Annotated in this window: 20 protein-coding genes and 1 pseudogene; 1 reads left to right on the forward strand and 20 read right to left on the reverse strand. The window is 40.7% G+C overall.

What is annotated here, in order from left to right; all coding sequences use genetic code 11:
• Positions 1-58: 58 nt before the first annotated feature.
• The 20 genes and pseudogenes from DPV97_RS07015 to gpt all read right to left on the reverse strand — a co-directional run bounded on the left by DPV97_RS07015 (position 59) and on the right by gpt (position 20,736).
• On the reverse strand, positions 59-1,468 hold the full coding sequence (locus tag DPV97_RS07015; protein ID WP_070713409.1) for an MDR family MFS transporter: 1,410 nt from the start codon (positions 1,466-1,468) through the stop codon (positions 59-61).
• Positions 1,447-1,956, reverse strand: a complete 510-nt coding sequence (mobB, locus tag DPV97_RS07020; RefSeq protein WP_070713405.1) for a molybdopterin-guanine dinucleotide biosynthesis protein MobB — start codon at positions 1,954-1,956, stop codon at positions 1,447-1,449. Before mobB ends, DPV97_RS07015 begins: the two co-directional genes overlap by 22 nt.
• A 135-nt stretch (positions 1,957-2,091) precedes the next feature.
• Positions 2,092-3,036 (reverse strand): sigma-E factor regulatory protein RseB, encoded by a 945-nt coding sequence (gene rseB / locus DPV97_RS07025; RefSeq protein ID WP_070713403.1) that lies wholly within the window; start codon positions 3,034-3,036, stop codon positions 2,092-2,094.
• A 70-nt stretch (positions 3,037-3,106) separates the two neighbouring features.
• Positions 3,107-3,688, reverse strand: coding sequence for a sigma-E factor negative regulatory protein (locus tag DPV97_RS07030; RefSeq protein ID WP_070713400.1), 582 nt, complete (start codon positions 3,686-3,688; stop codon positions 3,107-3,109).
• A gap of 21 nt (positions 3,689-3,709) precedes the next feature.
• Positions 3,710-4,285 (reverse strand): RNA polymerase sigma factor RpoE, encoded by a 576-nt coding sequence (gene rpoE, locus DPV97_RS07035; protein WP_014064431.1) that lies wholly within the window; start codon positions 4,283-4,285, stop codon positions 3,710-3,712.
• 116 nt (positions 4,286-4,401) lie between these two features.
• Positions 4,402-4,659 carry an FAD assembly factor SdhE gene (locus DPV97_RS07040; RefSeq protein WP_049364214.1) on the reverse strand — a complete coding sequence of 86 codons (258 nt, stop codon included), beginning with the start codon at positions 4,657-4,659 and terminating at the stop codon, positions 4,402-4,404.
• An 85-nt stretch (positions 4,660-4,744) separates the two neighbouring features.
• On the reverse strand, positions 4,745-6,421 hold the full coding sequence (locus DPV97_RS07045; RefSeq protein ID WP_070713397.1) for a fructose-specific PTS transporter subunit EIIC: 1,677 nt from the start codon (positions 6,419-6,421) through the stop codon (positions 4,745-4,747).
• Positions 6,422-6,425: 4 nt separating this feature from the next.
• Positions 6,426-7,367 carry a 1-phosphofructokinase gene (gene fruK, locus DPV97_RS07050; protein WP_070713394.1) on the reverse strand — a complete coding sequence of 314 codons (942 nt, stop codon included), beginning with the start codon at positions 7,365-7,367 and terminating at the stop codon, positions 6,426-6,428.
• A 3-nt stretch (positions 7,368-7,370) separates the two neighbouring features.
• On the reverse strand, positions 7,371-8,888 hold the full coding sequence (gene fruB, locus DPV97_RS07055; protein ID WP_070713390.1) for a fused PTS fructose transporter subunit IIA/HPr protein: 1,518 nt from the start codon (positions 8,886-8,888) through the stop codon (positions 7,371-7,373).
• A gap of 74 nt (positions 8,889-8,962) precedes the next feature.
• Complete coding sequence (locus DPV97_RS07060; protein ID WP_049365129.1) at positions 8,963-9,493, reverse strand: HI_0449 family lipoprotein; 531 nt, start codon at positions 9,491-9,493, stop codon at positions 8,963-8,965.
• Positions 9,494-9,640: 147 nt separating this feature from the next.
• Positions 9,641-10,885 (reverse strand): annotated as a pseudogene (gene paeA / locus DPV97_RS07065) (polyamine export protein PaeA); the annotation flags it as partial.
• Between the two features lie 112 nt (positions 10,886-10,997).
• Positions 10,998-11,522 (reverse strand): DUF1523 family protein, encoded by a 525-nt coding sequence (locus DPV97_RS07070; protein ID WP_070713381.1) that lies wholly within the window; start codon positions 11,520-11,522, stop codon positions 10,998-11,000.
• 26 nt (positions 11,523-11,548) lie between these two features.
• Entirely contained in the window at positions 11,549-12,331 is a 783-nt protein-coding gene (locus DPV97_RS07075) for a YchF/TatD family DNA exonuclease (RefSeq protein WP_070713380.1), read from the reverse strand.
• A 7-nt stretch (positions 12,332-12,338) separates the two neighbouring features.
• Positions 12,339-13,319: a DNA polymerase III subunit delta' gene (locus tag DPV97_RS07080; RefSeq protein ID WP_070713377.1), complete on the reverse strand. Its 981-nt coding sequence runs from the start codon at positions 13,317-13,319 to the stop codon at positions 12,339-12,341.
• Positions 13,316-13,948: a dTMP kinase gene (gene tmk / locus DPV97_RS07085; protein ID WP_070713375.1), complete on the reverse strand. Its 633-nt coding sequence runs from the start codon at positions 13,946-13,948 to the stop codon at positions 13,316-13,318. The genes DPV97_RS07080 and tmk overlap by 4 nt, the downstream gene beginning before the upstream one ends.
• Positions 13,948-14,997: an endolytic transglycosylase MltG gene (gene mltG / locus DPV97_RS07090; RefSeq protein ID WP_070713371.1), complete on the reverse strand. Its 1,050-nt coding sequence runs from the start codon at positions 14,995-14,997 to the stop codon at positions 13,948-13,950. The genes tmk and mltG overlap by 1 nt, the downstream gene beginning before the upstream one ends.
• Positions 14,998-15,061: 64 nt before the next feature.
• Positions 15,062-15,994 (reverse strand): peptidylprolyl isomerase, encoded by a 933-nt coding sequence (locus DPV97_RS07095; RefSeq protein ID WP_049375141.1) that lies wholly within the window; start codon positions 15,992-15,994, stop codon positions 15,062-15,064.
• Positions 15,995-16,071: 77 nt separating this feature from the next.
• Positions 16,072-16,611, reverse strand: coding sequence for a bifunctional pyr operon transcriptional regulator/uracil phosphoribosyltransferase PyrR (pyrR, locus tag DPV97_RS07100; protein ID WP_049364226.1), 540 nt, complete (start codon positions 16,609-16,611; stop codon positions 16,072-16,074).
• A gap of 77 nt (positions 16,612-16,688) precedes the next feature.
• The gene (dnaE, locus tag DPV97_RS07105) at positions 16,689-20,168 is read right to left on the reverse strand and encodes a DNA polymerase III subunit alpha (protein WP_070713368.1); all 3,480 of its coding nucleotides are present in this window, start codon (positions 20,166-20,168) and stop codon (positions 16,689-16,691) included.
• A 109-nt stretch (positions 20,169-20,277) separates the two neighbouring features.
• The gene (gene gpt / locus DPV97_RS07110; protein ID WP_049364228.1) at positions 20,278-20,736 is read right to left on the reverse strand and encodes a xanthine phosphoribosyltransferase; all 459 of its coding nucleotides are present in this window, start codon (positions 20,734-20,736) and stop codon (positions 20,278-20,280) included.
• A gap of 111 nt (positions 20,737-20,847) precedes the next feature.
• On the opposite strand from gpt, the gene DPV97_RS07115 reads away from it, so the two are divergent.
• A complete protein-coding gene (locus DPV97_RS07115; RefSeq protein ID WP_070713364.1) occupies positions 20,848-22,296 on the forward strand; it encodes an aminoacyl-histidine dipeptidase in 1,449 nt (482 codons plus the stop codon).
• The last annotated feature ends 14 nt before the right edge of the window (positions 22,297-22,310 follow it).

A 22,310-nucleotide genomic window follows, 5' to 3' on the forward strand; every position in this document is an offset into this window, starting at 1 on the left:
CTTTTACGAAATAAGAAAAAGATCTTTCTTATAACAAATTAGACTAAGGCATTCAATATCAGCGTTTTTTCCGCAAATGATCCCCGTCTGTTTTATGCAAATAACTCAATATCCAAACTAATGCGATTGCAAAAACAGAAGTGGTCAAAAATGTATAGCTAAAAGCGTGTTGTAACGCATCCCCCTCATTACCAACAAATTGACGGTATAACGTCAAAATAATGGATGCCACCGCGATACCAAACCCAATACCAACTTGTTGCACAATGCTCAGCACCGTTGAGCCTACACCGCTTTGTGCCTGTAATAGGTCGCCAACGGTAAGAGTGTTAATTGAGGTAAAAATCATCGACATGCAGGCACCGTACCACATCAGATTACATATAATCCATGTCGTTGATGATGAGGTATCAAGCCATGACATTGAGACCGTTGAGCCAGCCATTAAAAGTGACGATAAAATTAACGTGGTTTTATAACCTAGCATATTTAAAATATGCCCAATAAAGCGTTTAAATACGACGGACATTAGCGCAATAGGTGCAAGCAACCAGCCTGACACTTCAGCTGAATAACCAAAGGAAAGTTGGAACATTAATGGCAATAAAAACGGCACTGCCGAACCGGAAAGACGGATAAAGATATTGGCTGCAATGCCTAATCGGAATGTTCTTGTATTGAAAAGAGATAAAGGCAAAATAGCACGATCATTACCTTTCGCATAAAAATAATAAGCCATCAATAATGCCATGCCAATCGCTAATGCACTGTATGTGGTTATGCGATCACTATGACTTTCACCGAGTAAATCAAGCCCGAGCGTTAAACCCACTAAACCAAATGCAAAGAGTAAAAAGCCCGTCCAGTCTAACTTATTCGCATTACTCTTATGATTGCCCATCACTTTAGCCGCAGCCCAAAAGCCTAATATGCCAATCGGAATATTGATTAAGAAAATCCAATGCCATGATGTATGCACCACAAGCCAGCCACCTAAAATCGGACCAAGAATCGGGCCAATCAATCCCGCTGTCGCCATTAAATTCCAGGCATTAATTAATTGATTTTTCGGTACGGTTTGAATAATCGCAAGGCGAGCAACCGGCATCATAAACGCACCGCCAATACCTTGAAGAATCCGTGCAAGCACAAGAGTTTCGAGAGAAGTGGCCATCGCACAAGCGACTGAACCGAATACAAAGGTAAAAACAGCTGAGCGGAAAACAGTAAGCGTACCAAATTTCGCTGCCGCCCAAGCAGTTAAAGGAATAAATAAAGCAACGGCAAGAGAATAGGCGATAATCGCCATTTGCATTTCAAAGACAGGGGTTTGTAGATCTGTTGCGATGGTTGGTAAAGCAGTATTTAAAATAGTCGCATCCAAGCTTTGCATAAACAAAGCCATGGAGGCCACCCAAGCCAGCCCTTTATAGTGCTGACGTTCTATTACTGCGTCTTTTTCCACCATTGATAAATAAACTCAGCGATCTGTTCAATGTGATTAATATCTAATAAAGTGCGGTCAGTTTCAAGCGAATAATCTGTTGCTAAAGCCAGTACGTTTTCATCTAATTCTGGCAAAGGTTTTATCATCTCTTGTCGGTGCAACAGAATCTTTGGAATAGGTTCTTGTTTAAATCCTTCCACCAAAACTAAATCTGTTAAATGACGATCAAATTGTTGGCTTAAATAGGCTAATGAAACTGGCTCTTGAGGCGTTTCTGTCATTAATGCCCAACGAGTATCACAAGCCATAATAACTTGTGCAGACCCCGCCTCTTTCATTCGCCAACTATCTTTGCCCTCTTTATCCACATGAGCGTTGTGATGGCTGTGTTTAATCACTGAAACACGTAGGCCTTTTTTAATTAATTGAGGAAGCAATTTTTCCAGCAATGTGGTTTTGCCACTACCGCTGTAACCCGTGATGCCAAGAAGAGGAAGGGGATTATTCATTGTAAAAACCTTTAGAAAAATGACCGCACTTGATAAAACAAAACCCCGCAGGACGGGGTTTAGCTATCAAAATCCATTAAGTGAAGAAAGTATAGCAAGGGGAAGCAAAATAGCAACTTTCTTACGTCTACTGAATTATTTTAGGAATGTTACGCCTTCCACAATTCGCTTAGCTGCTGCAATTGGAAGCTGTCCGATAAAGGTAATATCTTTATCGCCCATGACTTCACTGTAAATCGTATAAGCCCCTTGTTTCCACGTATTTTCTTTTGCAGCGGTGCTGTCGGCTTTATTAACATAAAGCGTGAAAGTGAAAAGACCGTCACTAAATAACGCATTTTCAATCACTTCACCATCCATTACATCTTGATTTTGACGAATTAAATCAAAACCTTGAGGTAACCAATCAGTTTTCCAATTGACTGCAAGAGATGACTCTTGTTTGCTTTCATTTAAAAGTGGCGGCACTGACACCTTATTCAGGTAATCTGTCAAACCACGTAGACGATCATCGATATATAACGTCACCACGCGGAATTGATCCAATAACTTACCTTCTCGGTCAAGCATATCGCCACGCAATAACAAACCATTTTCTTCATCTAAGAAAACGAGATATTGATAGCGAAAATCATCTTTTGGCACAATACGAATGGTATCAACAAATCGGCCTGCAATTCGGTCTTTTCCAAGCTTAATAAAATCATAATTCTGACTCAGCTTGCTAAAATCAGTACGAATCACCGCCGGAAGCGCATCCACAATCTCACCACTGTTAATCGTGAAAGCACGTGAACCCGGCTGGAAATAGCTGACTAAATTACCGCGCTGGATGATTTCTTGCTGTTCACCATCTAATGTCACCAACTGCGCATACACTTTTTGCCCTTGCTTAATATGACGATAACGGAATGAGTCCATATTTGTTGGCGTAGTTTGCACAAAAGCAAGCTCATAGTTTAAATCTCGCATGGCTTGCGACATTTTATTTAATGACTGGATTGGCTCTTCTGCAAATGCCGTAAAAGGCAATAAGAATAAGCCTAAAAGTGCGGTTAATTTGAGAGGCGTTTTTTTCATAAATAAATTGGTTTATCCAGAAAAAAATTCACCACGCCTAAGGTGGTGAATTATCGATTAATTGTAGTAATTATTTCGCTTGGTTGCTACCCACATTTAAGCTATCTGTATGCATACGACGCTGTAATTCATAGTTTTGTAACATCGTACCAATACGGCGATTTTTTTGCTCAACCTGTTCCGAAGTCGCTACATCTTTGGTCGGAGCGTTGTAACTTACTTCTTGAACAGAATTGTTAAATGGTAAGGTTTGTAAAACTGGATTTTCAGGTGTAACCGAGGTGCTTTTTGCATTGAACGATTGCACACCCACTACTGCCACCAAACACACACCTGCAGCCACGGCAATTTGTGTCATTGGTGCAAAGAATGCTTTTAATTTTTGCACGAATGGTAAGCTGTCTGCTTCTTCTGGTGTTGGTTGAGAAACAGTAATCTCCACGTGTTTTACTTCTTCTAATTCAATTAAGTCCGCCATTTTCGCCGTAAAGTCAGCACCTAATAACACTGGTGACTCTTTACGCATAACCGATCTTACTGTGTGATATGCCGCCCAAGATTTTTGTGAATCGTTATCCTGACAGAGTTGTTCCGTCAACTCGGCACTGACTTCTTCTCCATCCATATAGGCTGAAAGTAACTCTTTTTGCATTTTATAAACTCCGACTTTATTTTAACGTTGCATAAGCGGTTGTATTTTGTTCTCAATCACTTCCCGAGCACGGAAAATGCGAGAACGTACAGTGCCTACTGGGCAATCCATTATTTCTGCGATCTCTTCGTAACTTAAACCTTCAAGCTCACGCAAGGTAATCGCGGTTCTTAAATCTTCTGGCAAACTGTGAATAGTATCAAATACCACTTTTTCTAATTCGCTAGATAACATTTCATTTTCAGGGGTATCTACATCACGTAGATGGGTTCCCACATCATAGCTTTCGGCATCTTCAGCCAAAATATCTTCGCTCGGTGGACGGCGCCCCTGTGCCGTTAAGTAATTCTTTGCCGTATTAACGGCAATTCGATATAGCCAAGTGTAGAATGCACTATCGCCCCGAAAGGATTCAATGGAACGATAGGCCTTAATAAAGGATTCTTGTACAACATCTGGAATGTCGTTATGAGAAATGTAGCGGGTTAAAAGTCCGGCCACTTTATTTTGATAACGAGAAACCAATAAATTAAAGGCTTTTTTATCGCCTTGCTGCACTCTTTCTACCAAAGCCTGATCTGTTAGCTGTTCAGCCATATATCTCCTATGCTACGTCTAACACGCCTTCATATATTCAAGACAGCAAGCTATTGTTGCTTTATCAGACAGAGTTAAAATTGAAAAGTTCCTTATGTATAAAAAATTTCAAAAAATTAACGGACATTCGTTTTCTGCACATCTTGGATATATTCAACCATCGCTTGCACTTCAGCATCTTCTGATTGACTGCCATTAAAAAACCACGAAAAAAGTTGTAAATCCGTGGCGGCAAGTAAACGAATAAAAATATCTTTTTTGTCGTCAGTCAGTTGGTCAAAATGCGCTTTATAAAACGGCATGATGATTTTATCCAGCTCAAGCATGCCTCGACGACAATCCCATTCAATGCGGAGTTTATTGTACTTATCCATAATTCTCCCTAAATCATTGTAATTATACCTGATAAATGAAAAGTGCGGTTAAAAAAATTACCGCACTTTTTAATCAAAGAATCGATTATTCTGTCGCCTTCGGCTTAATCACCGCATAAACCACGCCGGTTAATAATGCCCCTGTTGCAATTGCACCTAGGTAGAGTAATGGCTCAGAAACAAACGGAATCACAAATAAACCACCATGTGGTGCTTGCAGAGAAATATTTAATGTCATTGAAATCGCACCGGCAGTTGCACCACCGATCACCGAGCTAATAATCACACGTAATGGATCAGCAGCCACAAACGGCAATGCCCCTTCAGAGATAAAGCATAAGCCTAAGATAAAAGAGGCCTTACCTGCATCACGTTGATTACGGGTAAATTTACTGCGTGTAATCCAAGTTGCAATCGCCATACCAATTGGCGGCACCATACCGGCAGCCATAGCGGCAGCCATTGGGGTATGAACTTGAGAAGCTAACATTCCCACGGAGAACGCATAAGCTGCTTTGTTTACTGGCCCGCCCATATCAATACACATCATCGCACCGATAATCGAACCTAACACCATCGCATTGACTTCGCCCATGGATTTTAACCAATCGCTTAAGGTGGTCATAATTTGTGAAACCGGTGGATTAATCACATAAATCATGGCAAGACCAACAATTAAGGTACCAAAGAGCGGTAGAATTAGAATCGGTTTTAAGGAAGTTAAACTTGCCGGCAATTTAATGGTTGCATTTAATCCTTTCACCACATAACCCGCTAAGAAACCCGCGATAATGCCACCTAAAATCCCGGCACCCGCCGTGGTGGCTAACATACCGCCAATAAGACCTACTGCAAGCCCCGGACGGTCTGCGATAGAAAAGGCCACATAGCCGGCAAATACCGCAATCATTAGATGGAATGCTGCGCCACCTCCAATATCCATTAAGGCTTTTGGAATACCATGAAAAATTGTTTCATCTTTGAAGGCTTCGATACCAAACATAAAAGAAATCGCGATTAATAAGCCACCAGCAACCACCAATGGCAACATGTGCGATACACCTGTCATCAAATGTTTATAGACGCCTTTTTTCTCGCCGCTTTCTTCTGATTTAGCAGAAGATTTTGCTGCACCACCTTTGTAAATTTTTGCTTCTTTAAATGCCTTATCGAATTCCTGTGCCGTTTTCTTTAAAGCCAAACCCGTTGAAGTACGATACATCGGTTTACCTTGGAATTTATCTAACGGCACATCAATATCGGCCGCAACAAAGACTAAATCTGCCGCAGCGACTTCTTCTGGGGTAATTTCATTACCTGCTCCCACCTGGCCACGGGTTTCGACTTTTACCTGCCAACCTTGTTTTTTTGCATAGGTTTCAATGGCTTCAGCTGACATAAAAGTATGCGCAACACCCGTTGGGCAAGCTGTAACCGCAACAATATTTTTGACGCCAGAAACACCGCTAAATCCAACCGCACTTTGAGTCGGTTGAACATAGTCCACTGCTTGATTAAGTGCATTCGTCAGCGTGACTTCAGGTGAAGCAATTGCCGCATCTTCATTGGCTAAAAAGACTTTTTTGCCCACAAGTTCAGCAGAGTTTGGCAAACTAGATCCGAAAACAATCACTAAATCCGCCTCTTTGGGTTGTTCAACCACAGTATGATTGGCTTTTTTCGCGACCACACTCAATGCTTGGCGAAGTAAATAGACTTTTGCCGCACCAATTTGCGGAGATTGAGTTAAAAACAAATTCATTACATTATCCTTCAATCACAGAAATTTTGACATTCGCCAGAATTGGCTCAAACAAGACGATATCACTCACGCCCACATTGCTTTGCGAAACAGCAAAGGCAGAAACAGCACTTGCAAACGCTAAAGTTTCCGCTTGAGATAAGCCTTTTTCGATACCATAAATTAAGCCAGCTACCATAGAATCGCCTGCGCCTACAGTGCTCACCACATTTTCACATTTAGGTGGTTGAGCTTGAATCACAGCTTGATCACTCAGCCATAAAGAACCGTTCGCTCCCATCGAAATAATGACGTTAGCAATGCCTTCTGCTTTAAGTTTTTTGGCTGCAGCAATAATTTCATCAAGAGAATTTAACGGATGGCCAATCCAAGCTTCTAATTCGCGATGATTTGGTTTCACCAACCAAGGATGCGCTTTCAAACCCGCTGTGAGTGCGGCATTACTGCTATCTAATACGACTTTCACACCAGCTTGATGCAACTGATTAAGCCAATCCGCGAACAATTCAGGACTCACACCACACGGTAAGCTGCCACATACCGCAACAATATCAAAGTTTTGGCAATATTCTAATGAATCTGCTGTAAATTGCTGCCAAGCTTCTGGAGTAATTTGATAGCCTAAGAAATTTAGGTCCGTCACATCGGCTTCTGTTTCCGTAATTTTTACATTAATACGGGTTTTGCCTGCAACACGATGGAATTTGTCTTCCAATCCCTGTTTTTTAAATAAGGTTTCAAAATCACCGACGTTGTCTTCACCTAAGAAACCACCAACAGCCACCTCTACGCCCAAATCTTTTAATACCTTAGCGACATTGATACCTTTGCCTGCAGGGAAAAGACCGAGCGTTTCAACAGTATTCACTTCGCCGATTTCAATACGAGGCAAACGCCCAACTAAATCGTAAGCGGCATTTAAGGTAATTGTTGCTACTTTTGCCATCACTTACCCCCGACCTTCGCCTAAACCACTTTCAATGACTGCACCAATACCGTCAATCGCTTGTTGAGCTTCTTCACCGCTCGCGACGAAACGTAGGCGATGACCTTTCACGACACCAAGCGCCACAATTTTCATCAAACTTTTTGCACTGACTAATTGGGTGTCACGATCTAAGTTTTGTACCGCAACAGACGCATTATATTTTTTCACTTCATTAACGAGCACGGCACTTGGACGAGCGTGTAAACCGTGTTCATTGCGAATCATAAATACCGCTTCAATGGCATCAGCTGGTAAACCTGTTTTTTCTTCATGAATTTGTGATACATGCTCGCTACTTACTTCAATGGTATCCAGTTCAGCTGGTGGTACGGCAGATACGCTTTCGCCAAGCCCACTCGCAATGATCTTACCTAAAGCTTCAATGGCCTGTTTCGCATCATCACCTTCTGCAACAAAACGTAAACGATGACCTTGAGTCACACCTAATGCCACAATTTTCATCAAGCTTTTTGCACTAACTGGTGCGGTTTCTCGAGTAAGATTTTGTACCGTAATCTTGGAGGTGAATTTTTTCACTTCATTAACAAGCACAGCACTTGGGCGAGCGTGTAAACCATGTTCATTGCGAACAGTAAAGGTCCCAATCACTGCACCCGTAGCGATTTGACCTTCAGATTGAGCAGCTGCAACAGGCACTTTACCGCCATTAAGTGCGGTCAAAATTTGCTGCGTATTACCACTTAATAAAATATTTTGGACTTCATCATCTAATAAACGCGCTAATGTCTCATTAATTTGATCGTTAACCGCCGAAATCGTCAACACGCCTTTCACCGCTTTGCCATTATGATTAAAAATGGTTTTCGCACGACTGAATGCCAACGCATTTTTCACATTACCTGATACGGCATCTGTAACCCATAAACCTTTACCTAGTGGCAGAGCAGAATTGGATACCACTTCAGAAACAAAGCTATTTTCAACCGCACTTTGCTGTTGTAATTTACCTGCATTGATGGCGGTAAGGGTGAGCAAACTTTGTGTTTCAATATCTAAACTTAATGTTTCTTCAGTAATGCTAAAAGCATCGCTTTCACCTAACAAAATCGCACGAAATTTTTCAATATCTGTTAATGTCGCTAACTGTGCCGCGGTGTCTTCATCACCTAAAACATGCGTTAATTGACGAAGTAAAGCAAGATGCTCATCAGAACGGGCAGCAATACCAATCACAACATAAGCAATATTACCTTCTCCCCACTCAATACCTTGTGGAAATTGGAAAACTTGCACACCAGTTTTTTTCACCATCGAACGGGTTTCTAATGTACCGTGTGGAATTGCAATCCCATTGCCTAAAAAAGTGGAGGTTTGTTGTTCACGTCCAAGCATACCTTGCAAATAGCCTTGTTCAACATTGTCAGCTTGCTCTAACGCGCTTGCAGCCATTTCAATAGCTTGCAGCTTATTTGTTGCCGTAGCATTTAAATGAATGTTGCTTTCCGAAAGTTCTAACATTCTTGCTCCTTCACATTGATGATTTAAAAAAAGAAAAGCTGCTGATGAGGTCTCTCATCAACAGCTCAAATTGATTATTGGCCGGTACAGGCTTTGAGTAGCATTTCGCTACCTTGAGAAATGTAGGCGTCATTTTCACCGCGCTCTTTGCCTTTTTGCAAATCACGCATTGCATCGTAGATCCCTTGCGTCACACTTGGCGAATCCACTTTTTGCCAACAATTTGCACTTAAACGGCTGAAGTTAGTTTGTAATGCTTCTGCATGTAACACACCGCTATAGTAAGCATACACATCAGAATCATGACCACCTGTGTAGAGTTTATCTTGAATTTGCTTGATTGGTACAACAATACGACCGAGATACCAGTCATTCGCACCACTTGCAAAATTATCCACAAAGAAATTTTTTGTTACACGATCTTTATACGTTGCCACAGTGGCTTCATAAGCGGCGGCATAAGATTTTTGGTCGATTTTATCTTTATCTAAATCAATGACCTTTTTGTCTTTACCCATAAATGGAATGTAAGAGGTCATATCCGAAATCGAAGAACAACCCGCAAGCATTACTGCCACAAAGAATACCGAGATTTTTTTAAACATTAAATTTTCCTTATTTATAGGCGGTTAAAAACGCCGTTAATTATACTTTTAATATGGGATTAAGCAAAGAAAAACCCAGCACCACGCTGATTTTTTTCTCATGCCGGTGTCTTTTACAAACGAAACTAAAATTTTATCAATTTTTTAGTTTTTTGTATTAATAATTTCAAATTTATATTTATCGTTTAAAACAAAATCGGTTTTTTTTGGAATTTTGCGTAACATATACATCATAAAGCCACTAATAGTCTCGTAATTTTCTGAATCAGGGAAAGATTCAATATCCAAAACGCGCATCACATCTTCAAGTGGCGTTGCCCCATCAATCAACCAAGAGTTTTCATCGCGGCTAACGATTTGCTCTTCTTCGTTAGAAACCAATTCTCCCATCACAATACTCATCACATCGTTCAAGGTAATTAAGCCCATTACAAGCGCATATTCATTGACGATAATCGCAAAATCTTCCCCCGTAGATTTAAACAACTCCAATACTTCGTATAACGACAGCGTATCTGGGATAAATAACGCTTTGCGTAATAAACGGCTATCTGTTAAATCTACTACTTCTTGTTGAAGATAAAGCGTCAACAAAGTATGGGATTCCACATAACCTAAAATCTTGTCCAAACCATTATCACAGATCACTAATTTAGAATGAGAGTCAGCCGATAAGGTATTCAACACTTCCTGACGAGTAAAAGTGCGGTCTAAAAACACGATGTTTTCACGAGTCGTCATGGTTGAAGACACGGTACGCTCTTGCATTTCAAAGATGTTTTCAATCAAATAATGTTCTTGTGTTTTTAGTACGCCAGCTTCTGCACCAGCCTCCACAATCGCCACAATGTCTTCTGGAGTCATATTATCTTCGCGCTTAGTGGATATCCCCATTAAATGGAAGAAGATATTAGAAAGACCATCAAAAAACCATACAATAGGTTTTAAGAAGAAAATGAAGACTTGCATAATGCCAATAGTCCGTAACGCCACACCTTCAGGATTAATCAATGCGAGACGTTTCGGAATTAAATCGGCTAATAAAACAAATGTTGTGGTTACCATGAAAAAAGCAATCCAAGAGGAGGCTGGCTCAACCCATTCTGCCGTGGTGTATTCATGTAAAAAACTCTGTAAGTGAAGACTAATGGTTGCTTCACCAATCACACCACCGAGTACGGCAACCATATTAAGTCCAATTTGTACTACAGTGATGAAACGCCCTGGCTGTTCCTGTAATTTTAAAACTTTCTCCGCTTTGATATTGCCTTCATTGGCCAACGTTTGTAGTTTAATGCGTCTTGCACCCGCGAGAGAAATCTCAGCTGATGACAAGATTGCACTGACAATAATTAATACGATTAAAATAAAAATCGCTGCAGATAAACTCATAATGTTCTCTTTATTGGCTTTAAAGTGCGGTCAATTTACCGCTGGTTTTTAGGTTAGAAATGTTATTATTAAATTGTGAGGGCGTTCTATGACGCCCCATATTTGAGAAACGCTAATTTTCGCTGTCGAACCAGCCACGTACAAATTGGATAGAAAGGAAAAGAGTAACTAATAAGAAAGCATAGAATACCCAAGATAAAATCGGATGGCTTGGTGTCACATCGCCACTGATTTCTTTCACTGCAACGGCATTGCGATATTCATCGAACATCGTCATCCGCCAACCGTAATACTTGATTTGCACTAATTTGTTTTCATTACCCAAGGCTTGAACTTGAGCCTGTAAGTTCGCTGAACCAAATTTAAAGTATAATGGAAAACCCCAACGGGTATCTTCATTACGATACACCATGATTTTGCCATCATCATTTTGTGTATTGATAAAATACACATCGCGCGTTGGACCATCAGCCGGATTCGATTTTGTAATCGGGCCATCTTTATCCACACGTTTCACTTCCACACCCGTTACTCGCGTTACATCATAGTGTGGGAAAACGTAGTCCACCACAGCAAACATAAAGCCGTGAAAAACAAAGACCACTAAAAATAAAAAGTATTTAAAAAACTTACGCATAAAACTCTCTCATTTAAATCGATGATTTATTGTACATTAATTTTAAATAAACGCTCGAAGTTTTGTGTACTAATTTGTGCAAATTCTTCCATAGACAGCCCTTTTAACGCTGCCACATATTCACAAACCTCTCGCGTATAGGCAGGCTGGTTCTCTTTGCCACGATAAGGCACGGGTGCTAAGTAAGGCGAATCCGTTTCAACTAACAAACGATCTGCTGGTACATAACGAATGGCTTCGCGAATACTTTCTGCGTTTTTAAAGGTAATAATGCCCGAACAAGAGATGTAAAAACCTAAATCAAGCGCCTTTTTCGCAAAATCTAAGGTTTCCGTAAAACAATGAATTAATCCACCGCACTTTTCTGCCTGGTGCTCACGCAACATAGCAATGGTATCTTCTGGTGCTGAACGCGTATGAATAATCACGGGTTTATCCACTTCATTAGCAATTCTGATTTGATCAGCAAAAACCGTTTGCTGCAATGCCTTATTATCTGCACTGTAATAATAATCCAAACCAATTTCGCCAATTGCGATCACTTTTTTATCTTGGGATAAACGTAATAAACGATCGGCATCGTAAGGTTCTTCTTCAAGATCTAGTGGATGTACACCGCAAGCCAAAGACACATTCGGAAATGTTGCTAACTCAGGGTAAGCTTTTTCAAAACGGCTTAATGTTACACCAATCGCCAATAAATGCTTCACATCTCGTGCGTTGGCTTTGGCCACTACATCAGCAATATCTTTGTGTAAATTTTCATAATCCAATGCATCTAAATGGCAATGGGAATCTACGATAAACATAATTTATTTAGTCCTTAAATACGTCGGTAATTAATTTTGTCAAACCATCTAGTAACATTAATTCCGTGTTAACGCCGTTGATAGTGAGTAAATCCGAGCGTACTTTTTGCATAATTTTATTTGCGGTTAATAACCCAAGCGCTGTTTGCTCGTCTGCAAATTGAGTTACACCTGTTTTAAGATCGAGTGTTTGCCAGCCACTTTGTATTTCGAGTTTGTATTTAATGGCATCGCTTAAAAACGCTAAAATCCAATCTACTTGCTGTATGGTGCGTTCTTTTTCAAAGAAAGGCAAAATTTCCAAAGGCGAACGACGACGATAAAACAGCCAAAATTGGCGTAGGAAATTCTTCCGTTGTTCAATTAATCCTTGCTGGAGCGTTTCCAATGCTAACAGTGGGCGCCCCAAATTCATCGCAAGTGCGGTCAATAATTCTGATGTTTCTGCCTGAAATTGAGAAGAAAGCCAATTTAGGGCTTCCGCTTCCGTTGGCAAAGGCACATTCCACACTTGGCAACGACTGTAAATAGTCGCTAACAACGAAGAGGAAGGCTCTGTTTGCAACAAGAAATACGTGTTCGGACGTGGCTCTTCCAAGGTTTTGAGCAATGCGTTAGCCGCTGCTTCCGTAAGACGTTCTGCATCTTGAATATATACTAATTTATTGCCGTTTTGTTGCGCGTGTTGGCTGACAACTTCATTAATCGACCGTACCTGATCAACACCAATATCTTTGCCTTCTTGAGAGGCTAAAACATGAAAATCAGGGTGACTGTACGCTGCCATTAAATGGCAAGCATGACAATGGCCACAAGGTGCATTATCTGGCGTTTGACACATAATGTGTTTTGTCAAAGCCTCAAACAAACCTTCAGCACCGAGACCTTGATCAGCTTTAATCAATAATGCATGATGCCCCAAACCTTCGCTAAAAGTTTGGCTAATTTTATGATAAGTAGGCACTAACCAAGGATAAAGTTTGCTCATTTTGCTTGTAAAACCCACCAATTTTTGACCGCACTTTGTATGTCTGCTTGTACTTTTTCCAAAGGCTGACCTGCATTAACAATGGCGGTTTTTGGGTTGTTCTGTATTAATTCCAAATAACGTTGGCGGGTACGATGGAAGAAATCGAGTCCTTGTTGTTCAATGCGGTCTAATTCACCACGACCTCTAGCACGAGCCAGCCCTTCTGCAGGATCAATATCTAAATAAAGCACAAAATCAGGCTCAAAATCGCCTAATACCATATTTTTTAAATTCACCATAAGCGTTTGATCAAACTGACGCCCACCGCCTTGATAGGCTTGTGAAGACATATCATGACGATCACCCAGCACAATTTTGCCTGCAGCCAATGCTGGCTTAATCACATTTTCTACCAATTGAATTCGTGCCGCATAAAGCATTAATAATTCCGCTTTATCCGTAACGGGTTCTTCTGTTTCATGCTTGATTAAATGGCGCAATTTTTCTGCTAGCGGAGTACCACCTGGCTCACGAGTAAATACGATATCATTTACACCAAGGGATTTTAATGTATCCACCACCGTTTGCATGGCGGTACTTTTACCTGCACCTTCCAAGCCTTCAATCACGATAAATTTGCCTTGCATTAGTTGGCTCCTTTTTGTTGGTTACGATACCAACGTAAATATTCTTGCACGGCTTTATTATGCTCGTTCAGATTACGAGTAAATTTATGGCCGCCACTTCCATCGGCAACAAAATAATAAAAGTCTGTTTTAGCTGGATGAGCCACGGCCTGCAAAGCACTCTCACTTACCATCGCAATCGGTGTCGGCGGTAAACCCTCAATCATATAGGTATTATACGGGGTCATCGCCTCCAAATCTTTCTTACGAATATTACCGGTATAACTCTCACCCATTCCATAAATCACCGTTGGGTCAGTTTGTAGTTTCATATTCGCTTTTAAACGGTTAATAAATACCGAAGCCACTTGTGGACGCTCCTCTGCAATCCCCGTTTCTTTCTCCACAATAGAAGCCAAAATCAGCATCTGATACGGATCCGCTAATGGGAGATTTTCATCGCGTTCACTCCATGCTTTATCCAAAGCTTTTTGTAGACGAGTAGTTGAACGTTTTAATAATTCAAGATCAGTCGAATTTGGTGTGTAATTATAGGTATCTGGATACAACCATCCATCCATGTTATTCCATTCGTAAACGGCTTTTGCAACAGCTGGAATATCCAATAACGCCATGATCTCTTTATCCGTTTTACCTTGCAAGGTTTGTTTTAAGTGCGGTGCGCTTTCAAGGTTTTTACGCCATTCCTTGAACGTTTTACCTTCAATAAACTTCACACTAAATTGCGCTTCCTTGCCAGAATTAATGATATCCAATAAATCTTGCAACGTTTTCACACCCGTTAAAGAATAAGTCCCCGCTTTCACTTTGTTGAGCTGCGGTTGTAATTTCAATAACCAAGGTAATAAATCGGCATGCTCAAGAATTTTTTCCTGCTCTAATAACGCAGCGAGTTTACTACCTGTAGTTCCTCGCTCAATTGTCAGCAATTGATCTTGAGTAGCATTCACCGGCGTATGGACAAACTCCGTTAGTTTTTGATAACCCCAAAAACCAACACCGGCTAGAATAAGCAGAAGAATTAGTAAAAAGGCAAAAAATTTTTTCATGCGTCACTCATTTTATAAAAACGACAAAAGGGGCAAAAATGCCCCCTTATTCTAACGGTTTCTGTTATTTATCGAAATATTGAATATCAGCATTTTTACGTAATGCCTTCACCCAGTCCTTGGTTGCATCTTGTAATTGGCTATTAACAATTTGTTCGTAAGCTTTTTGACGATAGGCATCTTCTGTTTTATCGCCATCGCGACTGCCAGTTACTTCGAGAATATGCCAACCAAATTCAGATTTAAACGGTGCAGAAATTGTACCTTGTGGGGTTGTTTCAACCATTTTTGCAAATGGACCCACATAAGCTTCAGGGAAGGCATAGCCTAAGCTTCCGCCATTCGCACCAGATAAATAATCTTTAGAATATTTTAATGCCGCATCAGCAAATGTCATTTTGCCCGAAATAATCTCGCTACGAATACGTTTTAATTCTGCTTTTGCTTGGGTATCGTTCAGTAATGGGTTTAGTTTTAATAAAATATGACGAACTTCATACTCTTTGCCCATCACTTTTTGTGCCGTACCTTTTGCTTTTGCTTCATCGAGCATTTGTTTACCCAATGCATCCACTTGCTCACGAGTGACATCTACGCTGTTTTGAATAGCATGATTACGCACGCCCGCCATTAACATTTGACGAGAGATTTGTTGTTTAAATGCATTTAAGGAAATACCTTGATAATCCAACGCATCTAAGAATTGACCATAAGTTAAACCATTTTTTGCCGCAATATCTTCTACGATACGGTTTACTTCCGCTTGGTTTACTTTTACGCCTGATTCCTTGATAGCCTTATCGGTCAGCATATCATCAATAATCTTATCTAATGCTGCACGTTGGCTACCTTTCTTGCCCATTACAGCATTCACTTGGCTTTGTAAAATTGGTGTGCCATTTACGGTCGCCACAACGCGTTCTTCTGCTTGTACTTGAGAAAAAGTAAACAGACCGATGATGGCAAATAAAAAAGATTTTAACATTGATTTTTTCATTTTAGTTATCTTAAAAAATAATAGGATAATGCTTGTTAGATTATCAATTTTATCAAAGGTTCACAATAGGCTGATCGTTATTTTGGCAATAACGCCACTTCATAACAACCATCATATTTTAATGTACGCACCTGAACTTGCTCATCACGGGAAGTCGGCACATTTTTACCCACATAATCGGCCCGAATAGGCAATTCACGGTGTCCACGATCGACTAAAATCACCAATTCAATTTTAGCTGCTCGACCAAAATCCGTTAACGCATCCATCGCAGCACGAATAGTTCTACCGGTAAAGAGCACATCATCGATCAAAATGACTTCTTTACCCTGAATATTCATATAACTTGAGGCACCGCTATATACAGGAGTTGGATTTTCAGGTTCAACATACTCTAGGTCATCGCGGTAAAACGTGATATCCAATTCCATCATTGGAAGATTTACACCATTTAACTCTTCAATACGACGTTGAATCAATTCAGCAATTTCTGCACCTCGACGTTTCACCCCAACTAAAATCACATTATCGAAATCTTGGTGCTTTTCAATAATTTCATGGGAAATACGTGAAATGGTGCGTAAAAATCTGTCTGCATCAATAATGATTTTTTCCATTTTATCTCTCGCTTTGTTTACATAGCCCAAATGCGGTTAAAAAACACTGATTTTTTGACCGCACTTTTACTGAAATATTAACCGAATTCTAGCTCTACCGCATTTTCACCAAGCAAATTCACCAACTCTGTTAGAATCTCATCTGTTGGTGTAATCGACCATTGAATCCCTAAACGCAATAACGCACGGCCTTTTGCACTTTGATAATATACGTTAATTGGTAAAGTCCCACCACTAACAGGCTCTAACATTTCTTTCAGTTTCTTAATAAAACTTGGGCTAATCTGCTCCTCTGACAAACTGATCGCCAAAGATTTCGCATAACGGGAGCGCGCCTCATCTAAGCTCATCAAATCCCGTACAGACATTTTTAACCCGCCTGAAAAATCGTCAAAACTTACTTGGCCAGATACCACCACAACCGTGTCTTTTTGCAGTTTTTCACCGAATTGGTCTAAGCTTTCCCCAAACAGAGTTAAGTCCAAACGTCCAGAACGATCATCTATGGTTGCAATACCAATTCGATTGCCTTTTTTCGTTGTTGCAAAGCGAGTTGATACTAACAAACCAGCTGCTGTGCTAATTTGTCCACGGCGATTCGGTGTCAGATCTTTTAATCGTGTAGAGCTGTAATGAGAAAGCTCTTTCAAATAACGACTCACCGGATGGCTACTTAAATACAAACCTAGAGTTTCACGTTCACCATCTAAAATTTGTTTTTCTGTGTAAGGTGGCGTGTGGGCATAAGCATTTTCCACTTCTTCGTGTGTTTCTGTTAGCACACCGAACATATCAGTTTGCCCCATGGCCTCATCTTTTGCATGCTGATCAGAGGCTTTGAGTGCATCTTCTAGATTCTTAGATAACGCCGCACGATGTGGTCCTAGCTTATCAAATGCGCCTGACATAATCAGACTTTCAAAGGTACGACGGTTAATTTTTTTTAGATCAACGCGAGCACATAAATCAAATAAATCTCTGAAAATTCCACCTTCATTACGCGCGGTAATTAGAGCTTCAATAGGACCTTCACCCACGCCTTTAATCGCCCCAATACCATAAACAATTTCACCATTTTCATTCACGCTGAAATGATGTTTCCCTACGTTAATATCTGGTGGGGTGACTTTTAAGCCCATACGCAAACATTCATCGTATAAGCCGACAATTTTATCCGTATTATCCATTTCCGAGGTCATTACGGCTGCCATAAACTCAGCAGGGAAATGGGTTTTCAGCCAAAGGGTTTGATAAGATACCAATGCGTAGGCAGCGGAGTGCGATTTATTGAAACCATAGCCGGCAAATTTTTCCACCAAGTCGAAAATTTTCATGGAAAGCTCGCCATCAACCCCATTTTTTTCAGCGCCTTCTTTAAACACTGAGCGCTGTTTCGCCATTTCTTCTGGCTTTTTCTTACCCATCGCACGGCGTAATAAGTCCGCACCTCCAAGAGTATAACCTGCTAGCACCTGAGCAATCTGCATCACTTGTTCTTGGTACAAAATAATACCGTAAGTTGGCTCTAAAATCGGTTTAAGGCTTTCATGTTGATAGTTTGCATCAGGATAAGACACTTCTTCTCGACCATGTTTACGGTCAATAAAGTTATCCACCATGCCCGATTGCAATGGACCTGGTCGGAATAACGCCACCAACGCGATAATATCTTCAAAACAGTCTGGCTGCAGACGTTTAATCAAATCTTTCATCCCGCGCGATTCCAGCTGGAATACGGCAGTCGTTTCAGACCGTTTCAGCAACTCAAAGGATTCGGGATCATCTAATGGAATGGCGGCAATATCGACTGGAGGTTTGCCTTCACGAGTAAGGCGGGCATTAATCATATCTAGTGCCCATTTAATAATGGTGAGCGTACGTAAACCTAAGAAGTCAAACTTCACTAAACCGGCATATTCGACATCATTTTTATCAAAGTGAGTAACCGGATGAAGCCCCTCGTTGTCACAATAAAGTGGCGCAAAGTCTGTAATCAAAGAAGGGGAAATCACCACGCCACCCGCGTGTTTACCCGCATTTCGAGTAACACCTTCTAGCTTACGCGCCATATCAATTAGGGCTTTAACTTCTTCATCTGAATCATATGCCACTTGTAACTGTGGTTCAGCCTCAAAAGCCTTAGCTAAGGTCATGCCTGGATCCGGTGGAATCATTTTTGAAATACGATCCACAAAGCCATAAGGATGGCCTAACACGCGCCCCACATCTCGAATTACTGCTTTGGCTGCCATAGTACCAAAAGTAATAATTTGTGATACTGCACCACGACCATAGGTTTCTGCTACATGATCGATAACGCGATCGCGTCCGTCCATACAGAAGTCGACGTCGAAATCGGGCATGGAAACACGCTCCGGATTGAGGAAACGCTCAAAAAGAAGATCGAATTCAAGAGGATCCAAATCGGTAATTTTTAGTGCATAAGCCACCAATGAACCCGCACCAGAACCACGTCCTGGTCCAACTGGGATATCATTATCTTTTGACCACTGAATAAACTCCATGACGATTAAGAAGTAACCCGGGAAGCCCATTTGGTTGATCACATCGAGTTCGACTTGAAGACGCTCATCATATTCCGGTCGTCTTTCTGCCCGCACTTGTTCATCGGGAAATAAAAACGCCAAACGCTCTTCCAAGCCTTCTTTGGATTTCATCACCAAATAATCTTCCGTACTCAGATCGCCTGTTGGGAATTTTGGAAGGAAATATTCTCCCAAACGCAAAGTGACATTGCAGCGTTGCGCTATTAATACCGTATTTTCAAGTGCAGAAGGAATGTCTGCAAATAAGTTGCACATCTCTTCTTCTGAACGGAAATATTGTTGCTCGGTATAACGTTTTGGACGTTTCGGATCATCAAGGGTATAGCCATCATGAATAGCAACTCGAATTTCGTGTGCCTCAAAATCATCAGGCGCGAGAAAGACAACATCATTGGTTGCGACAAGCGGTAAATCATGCTCCTCAGCAAGTTTTAATGCGGCTTGAATATAACGTTCTTCATCTGGACGCCCCGTTCGAGAAAGTGAAAGATAAAAATGGTCTGGAAAAAATTCTTGATAAAAACTGACCGCACTTTCAGCTTCGGAAATATTTTCTTTAAGGAGTTTTTTTGCAATATCGCCTTGTGTGCCACCTGATAAAACAATTACACCTTCACAATGTTCAATCAACCATTCCTGATCAATATAAGGCAAATCCACATAGCCGCGTTGATAGGCTTTTGAAAGTAGTAATGTGATGTTTTTGTAGCCTTCATTGTTCTTGGCAAGTAAAGTGAGAGTGAATAATTCCTCACCACATAACTCGCTTTTAACATGAACATCAGCGCCAATAATCGGTTTAATCCCCAAAGAAAGGGTTTCACCATAAAAACGCACCACACCACAAAAATTAGTAAAATCTGTTAATGCCAACGCGACCATGTTATCTGCTGCACACGCCTTGACTAATGGTTTCACTTTCGCAATTCCATCAATCATTGAAAAATCAGTGTGTGTGCGAAGATGCACAAAACGCGGTTTGGCTGACATTCAAATTCCTTGTTAAGTAAAAGTGCGGTTAATTCTAACGGGATTTTGCAATTGGCTCAATAAAACAAAATGCGAGGCTAAACCCCGCATTTCCAATTCATATTTGTAATTATTTTCTTGCCAATGGTGGCACGAAAGTTAAACCTAAATCCCAAGGTTGTTCAATCCAAGTATTTTGTGGAATATCAATCACGTAATCATCCACTAACTCAGCTCCTGCAGGTTTTGCGAATACTGTGACGAATTTCGCTTTCGGATACATTTCACGAATTGCACGAGCAGTATTGCCAGTATCCACTAAATCGTCTACCACGATCATTCCTTCACCATCACCATCTGCGCGGTGTAATACTTTTAATGCACCTTGTTCATCGTGATCATAACTAGCAATACACACGGTTTCTACGAAACGAATATTTAATTCGCGAGCAAGTACCGCTGCTGGGAATAAACCACCGCGGCTTACTGCAATAATACCTTTCCACTGAGTAGCAGGAAGTAAACGTTCCGCTAATTTACGGGCATGCATTTGGAACATATCCCAAGTCACAACATATTTTTCGCTCATAACAAATACCTTAAACTTTGTCGCTAAATAAAAAAATTGCAGAATTCTAACCCGAAATGGCGTTTTATGCTATGATTTCCGCAAAAATTTTAATGAAAAAAGGAGTTCATTATGTCAGAAATTACAACATTACAACCGCAATTACTTTGGAAATGGTTTGATCAAATTTGTGCGATTCCACATCCATCTCATCACGAAGGTGCGCTCGCGACCTTTATTGTTAACTGGGCGAAAGAAAAACAATTTTTTGCCGAGCGTGATGAAGCCGGTAATGTATTAATTCGTAAACCTGCCACAGCAGGTATGGAAAACAGCCAACCTGTTGTGTTACAAGCACATTTAGATATGGTTCCACAATCGAATGAAGGCAATCCACATAACTTCGCTCAAGACCCAATTCATCCTTATATTGATGGGGATTGGGTAAAAGCACAAGGCACCACACTTGGCGCGGATAACGGTATCGGCTTAGCCTCGACCTTAGCGGTATTAGAAAGTACCGATATTGCACATCCACCACTTGAAGTGCTACTCACTATGACTGAAGAAACCGGCATGGATGGTGCCGTACACCTTCGTCGTAACTGGTTAAAATCAGAAATCTTAATTAATACCGATACCGAAGAAATCGGTGAAATCTATATTGGTTGTGCTGGTGGGGTAAATGCTAATGTTGAGCTACCTGTTCACCGTGAAACCAATTCATTCAACCATACTTTGCAAATTAACTTAAAAGGTTTGCGTGGCGGTCACTCTGGTTGTGATATTCACACCACTCGTGCGAATGCAATTAAAGTATTAGCACGCTTATTAGCAAAACTTTCACAAAATCAACCGCACTTTGCCCTTGCAGAAATTCGCGGAGGCTCAATTCGTAATGCGATTCCACGTGAAGCGTCCGCAACCATTTGCTTCAATCATGATGTAGAAAGCGTAAAAAGCGCGGTCAAGAATTTTGAAGTTTTATTGAAAGAAGAGCTTGTTATCGCTGAACCAAACTTAACCTTAACTGCTGAGCAAGTTGAAAATCCACAACAAACCTTCACGTTTGAAACCACCAAAAAAGTGATTAATTTGCTGAACGTCTTACCAAATGGCGTAATCCGCAACAGTGATGTAATCAAAAATGTCGTGGAGAGCTCGTTAAGCATTGGTGTATTAAAAACCCTTGAAGATAAAATCGAAGGTACCATTCTTATTCGCTCATTGATTGAAAGCGGTAAAGAGTATGTAGAAGAAATCTTAACTTCACTCGCTGAACTCACTGGTGCAACGGTCGAATTCTCAGGTTCTTACCCTGGTTGGAAACCGGTAAACGACACGGCAATTTTAGCATTAATCAAAAAACATTATGCAGAAGTGCTTGGCAAAGAACCTGAGATTAAAGTGATTCATGCAGGGCTTGAATGTGGCTTGCTGAAAGAACATTATCCGAATATTGAGATGATTTCTGTAGGACCAACTATTCGCAATGCGCATTCGCCTGATGAAAAAGTCCAAATTTCAACAGTACAAACGTACTGGGAATTACTTACTAAAGTCTTAGCGGATATTAAATAATCTACAAATAAAAA

It is taken from the genome of Haemophilus parainfluenzae, from assembly GCF_003253005.1.
GTDB lineage: Bacteria > Pseudomonadota > Gammaproteobacteria > Enterobacterales > Pasteurellaceae > Haemophilus_D > Haemophilus_D parainfluenzae_M.